The sequence below is a fragment of the Pengzhenrongella sp. genome, assembly GCF_036565025.1.
Taxonomy (GTDB): domain Bacteria; phylum Actinomycetota; class Actinomycetes; order Actinomycetales; family Cellulomonadaceae; genus Pengzhenrongella.
This window is the reverse complement of record NZ_DATCNW010000248.1, coordinates 1-3,095: the sequence shown is the minus strand read 5'-3', so window position 1 is coordinate 3,095 and position 3,095 is coordinate 1. Positions and strand designations below refer to the sequence as shown.

At 67.4% G+C, this 3,095-nt stretch carries 1 protein-coding gene; it reads left to right on the top strand.

What is annotated here, in order from left to right; all coding sequences use genetic code 11:
- Nucleotides 1-1,513: 1,513 nt before the first annotated feature.
- The coding region (locus VIM26_RS14395) for a hypothetical protein (protein WP_331952335.1) at nucleotides 1,514-3,095 on the top strand (1,582 nt) is incomplete at its 3' end.

The following is a 3,095-nucleotide window of genomic DNA, read 5'->3' as shown; positions in this document are numbered from 1 at the left end:
CGGAGTGGACGATGACCTGCCGGTCGTGGTCTTCGCGGAGGCGCAGGTGGACGGCACATTCGCTGTCCGCCAGGTACTGGTCGGCGCCGGGTACGGCGAGGGCATCGAGCGCGATCAACCGTTGCTCGCTGACCACGAGTTCCCCCTCCAAGCACGGTTCCCTGACGACTGACCGCCTTCGCCCCACCCGACGGTTCCCGCCCCCGCGAGGGGTCAGCCGGGCGCGAAGTCGCTCTCGTTCCCCAGCGCCTGCACGAGCCGAGGGCGCGAGCCGCCGCCCTTCCCGGTATGAGGATTCTAAATGCGTCTCTAAAGGAGGATCGTGCAGCGCAACCCGTTCAAGCCGACCGCGGGCGCGAGTCCACCACTGCTCGTGGGACGCCAAGCGGCCATTGAAGAGTTCGCCGAGAGCATCGGTCCCGTGGGAGCGCCAGGCTGTTAGCGGCGCGGGGAATCTGCGTGGAGTGGACCCAGCAGGCCCGCTCAGCTCGCCCGGTCGGCGTGGGTGCCACCTGCGGGCCGGGCGTCGACGACCCGGGTCACGCCCAGCCCCTTGGCGGTTCCGGTGCCGATCCCTGCCCCCGATCAGCATCCGTGTCACCGAGCGCGAGCTGGCTTCACGGTTGTGCCGCAGTGGTCAAGACCGCGCCGCGTGAGTACGGCGGGTTCCCCGCTCTGGTTAGCCTCTGACGCCAGACCCGTGGCGGCGATGCATCCGGAGACGGCGATGCGGGAGGTGGGAGATGTACCGGTACAGGTCCGGGCTGAACGCCTGGATCTCGCCGCGTCCGACATCGACCGATCCTAAGTGATGCCGACTTCGAGGAAGGCCCCATCGGACCGCTGTTCTCGGTGACTGTCGTCCGCTCACGGTTCCCAGGTCACGTATTTCCAGTGTCCCAGGGCAATTTTCTCGTCGATCTCGACTTTTACTCCACAGGAACTGACGTGGAGCAAATGATCAGGCGGACTCTGAGATCGGGGGGACTCTGAGATCGGGGGCAGATGGCCCGAGTACCGACAAACCGTCGAGAAGCAGCATGAACGCCGCGTTCAGTGCCGCCCCGAACACCCGCTCGCTCGAAAGCCCCGTCCTCGCTGCCCCCCGCGCGGAACGGCTCGATCACCAGCCGCGGGAAAGAAACGACAGATCACCCGCGTAGCGGCTGACGATTAGCGGCACGCTGCTTAATGTTTGTGTAGCCGGGTTTCTCTCGTCGGGCAGGCGAACTGCTGCGAGGCCGGGACGCAATGCCCCGTGATCCCGTTTCGATCAGCCGGGCTACCACTGAGGAAGGTCGTCCGAATGCTGAGGAACCGACCGACGAGGCCGACCGAGGCAACGGCGGCAGACCGCCTACCCGGCCCGATCGACCCACACTCCCCGGCACATACGAGCCTGCGCCCGCCGATAGCGAGCCGGTGGCGTCGCCCGGCGGTCCCGGTCCACGAGCGGTTGTCGAGCAAACGCGTGACCATTCGTATGGGGTTGACGGCGGCGATGGGACTGCTCGTGGTCGCGTACGCGGTGGCGCTGGTTCTGCGCGACGCGGGGTTGATCCCGGTCGGTGTCGGCTGGTTCGGCCCGGTCGTGGACGACTGGCTGGGGTTGCTGAGTATGTGGGGGCCTGCGGCGGTGTGCTGGCTGGCGGTCTGGCGAGTCGGGTTCCGGCGCTCGGAGGTGTTTCTCGCGTCGGCCGCGGTGACGTCCTTCGCTGCCGGGGACACGTACTACGTCGCGATGGTTGCTCCTGATGGGTCCTTACCGTTCCCCTCGCCCGCGGACGTGGGGTACTTGTTGTTCTACCCGTTGATGCTGGCCGCGCTGGCTCTCGCAGTGCGCCGCCATGTGCGGGGGTTGGCGTTGTCGGTGTGGCTGGACAGCGCGGTGGGGTCCCTCGGTGCGGCCTCGGTGTTGGCGGTCGTGCTTAGCCCGGTGCTGGCTTCCGCCATGACGGGGTCGCTGTCCATGGCCATGGTCGTCGAGGTCGCTTACCCGTTGTTCGATCTGCTGCTCGTGGCTGCTGTTGCCGGGATCGCTGCCCTGGGGGGTGTACGCCTGGGCGGCCGATGGGGCCTGCTCGTGGTGGGCCTGGTGGTCTTCGCTGCTGCGGACGTCGTCTACGCGCTGCAGGTGGGAGCGGAGACGTATGTGCTCGGTACACCGCTGGATGCCGGCTGGGCGATCGGGCTCGCGCTCATGGCGCTGTGGGTCGGCGGCGCCGCCCGACGCGACGGATCGCCCACGCAGCAGACGCGCTCCGCGACCGGCGCGACTGCTCTGGTGGTGCCGGCGGTAGCCACCGCCGCGGGGTTGGCTGTGCTGGTGGTGAGCAGTCGGGCGCACGTGTCGACCCTCGCTGTCACGCTGGCCGGGGTGACCCTGTTAGGGGCGGGAGTTCGCACCCAGTTCGCGTTCGGCCAACTCCGCCGCACCCAGTCCCAGCTGGTCGACGCTGCCCGCAATGCGGGTAGGGCCGAGATCGCGATCAACGTCTTGCACAATGTCGGCAACGTGCTCAACAGTGTCAACGTCTCGGCCAGCCTGGTGACCCAGAGGGTGCGGGGATCGAAGTCGACCGGGCTCGTGAAGGTGGTCTCCCTGCTGCAGGAGCACGCGGGCGACCTTGGTGGCTTCTTTTCGACCGATGCCCGCGGTAAGGCGCTGCCGGGGTATCTCGACAAGCTCGCGGCGGTGTTGGCGATCGAGCGGGAGAGCGTCGAGGAGGAACTGCTGCGACTGACGAACGGTGTGGATCACATCAAGGAGATCGTCAGCGCCCAGCAGTCGTTGGCCGGCGTCAGCAGTGTGGTCGAGTCGGTGCGAGTCAGTGAAGTGATGGACGTCGCGTTGCGGATGGCCGGGGTCCTCGCCGACAGTGAGGTGAGGGTAGTTCGGGACGTTCCCGACGACCCGTTGCTACCGCTCGACAGGCATCGCGTCATGCTGGTCCTGGTGAACCTCATCGGAAACGCGATGCACGCGATGAAGCGGAACGTGGACCGGCCTCCTCAGCTTTCCTTGACGGCCACGGTGACGGCCGGGCAGGGCGTGAGCATCATGGTGACCGACAACGGCCAAGGGATCCCACCGG